General features: G+C 60.1%; 2 protein-coding genes. One reads left to right on the top strand and one right to left on the bottom strand.

Translation table 11 applies throughout. The annotated features are described in order from the left end of the window. On the top strand, positions 1 to 921 hold a 921-nt coding region (locus ACH2EH_RS10610), incomplete at its 5' end, for a M20/M25/M40 family metallo-hydrolase (protein ID WP_395141484.1). A gap of 147 nt (positions 922 to 1068) precedes the next feature. Here ACH2EH_RS10610 and ACH2EH_RS10605 read toward each other — a convergent pair. Continuing rightward, positions 1069 to 1698 (bottom strand): M3 family metallopeptidase (locus tag ACH2EH_RS10605; RefSeq protein ID WP_395141482.1); only part of this gene is annotated, 630 nt, incomplete at its 5' end.

The raw sequence follows: 1698 nt of genomic DNA, 5'->3' as shown, positions 1-1698 counted from the left end.
GTGATTGCGGTCGTGAATCCTACGGGCAGCCCACGCGTGATGCTGGCAGGCCACATTGATGAGATTGGATTTCTGATTCACTACATCAACGATGAGGGCTTTTGCTACTTTAGGACGATCGGTGGTCACGATAACGTAAATATCGTGGGCCAGCGCGTGGTAGTCCAGACCCGCAAGGGCCCCGTGCACGGTGTTATCGGTAAGAAGCCTGTTCATCTGCTCGCTGCGGATGAGCGTGGCAAGAAGATCGAGCTGGAAGACCTCTGGATGGATCTGGGGGTCACGAACAAACAAGAGGCGCTTGATGCGGGTGTGCAGATTGGGGATCCGGCGGTCTATGCCGATGGTTGGCAGCCTCTATTGGGTGATCGTGTGGCGGGCCGCGCAATGGACAACCGCGTGGGAGCCTGGGTTGTCGCGGAGGCGCTGCGGCGTGTGAAAGCGCTGAGCCCACAAGCGGCTGTCTTTGCGGTTGCGACGGTGCAGGAGGAGATCGGCCTCCGAGGGGCGCACGCGGCGACCCACGGTGTCAAGCCCGACATTGGAATTGCGGTGGATGTGACCTTCGCAACCGACTTTCCCTCGATGGACAAGCGCAAAGTAAGCCCGATGAAGCTCGGGGGCGGCCCGGGGGTACTTCGTGGTGCCAATGCCAACCGTAAGCTCGCCGATCGGATCGTGGAAGTGGCACAGACCGCTGGAATTCCCGTGCAGCTGCAGGCAACTCCAGGCGGGACGGGCACGGATGCCAATGCCATGCAGATCGCGCTCGCGGGAGTCTGCACGGGGCTGGTGGAGGTGCCGCTGCGCTACATGCACACGCCTTGTGAGATCATCTCGCTCGCGGATGCCGATGCCTGTGCGGAGCTTCTTGCACGGGTTTGCGCCTCGCTCACCCCCGACGAAATCTGGGCACCTTAATACCGTCTCGCTCACAGAGCAGAACGCAAAAAAATGCCCGGACTACGCGCTTTCGCCGTGCCGGGCAATATTAAGGTGTTTCTCGTGCACGGTGGGAAATTGCAAGCCCCGTGCCGCGCCGCATAACACCGCGTAAATCAGGTAAATCTAGCGGGGAGCCTCAAACTCCGTGACCCAGCTCTCCAGAATATCTAAGGCTCCTTGCCAGAAACTCGGATCATTTAAATCTACCCCAAGCGGGGCTACGAGTTCTGCCGGGAACTGCGAGCCACCCTGCGAGAGCAGCGCGACATATTTTTGGGCAAACGGGGCACCTTCTCGGCGGTAGCGGAAGTAGAGTGCGAGTGCCAGCATCTTCCCAAAGCTATACGCATAGACATAGAACGGGGTGCCGATAAAGTGAGGGATGTAGCTCCACCAGAGCGCATGATCCTCTCCCAGGGTCACCGCGCCCGCGAACATCGCACTGACTTTTTCTTGCCAGAGTGCGCTGAGACGCTCTACGGAGAGCTCGCCTTGCTTACGTTCGGCGTGGACGGCCTGCTCAAACCGATACATCGCGGTCTGGCGGTGGATCGTGGAGAAAGAGTCCTCCAGTACCCGCCCGAAGAGTGCGCGTCGCGCTTCCCCTGTGACCTGTGCTTGCTCTTGCTCGAAGACCAGTAGCTCCGCGAAGGTCGAGGCGACTTCCGCCATGGGCAACGTGCCGTGAAAGTTGAGGTAGCTCTGGCCCCGGGAGAGAAACGAGTGGATACCGTGGCCGAGCTCGTGCGCCAG

It is taken from the genome of Armatimonas sp., assembly GCF_043760365.1.
Taxonomy (GTDB): Bacteria; Armatimonadota; Armatimonadia; order Armatimonadales; family Armatimonadaceae; genus Armatimonas.
This window is presented reverse-complemented; position numbering and strand designations above follow the sequence as displayed.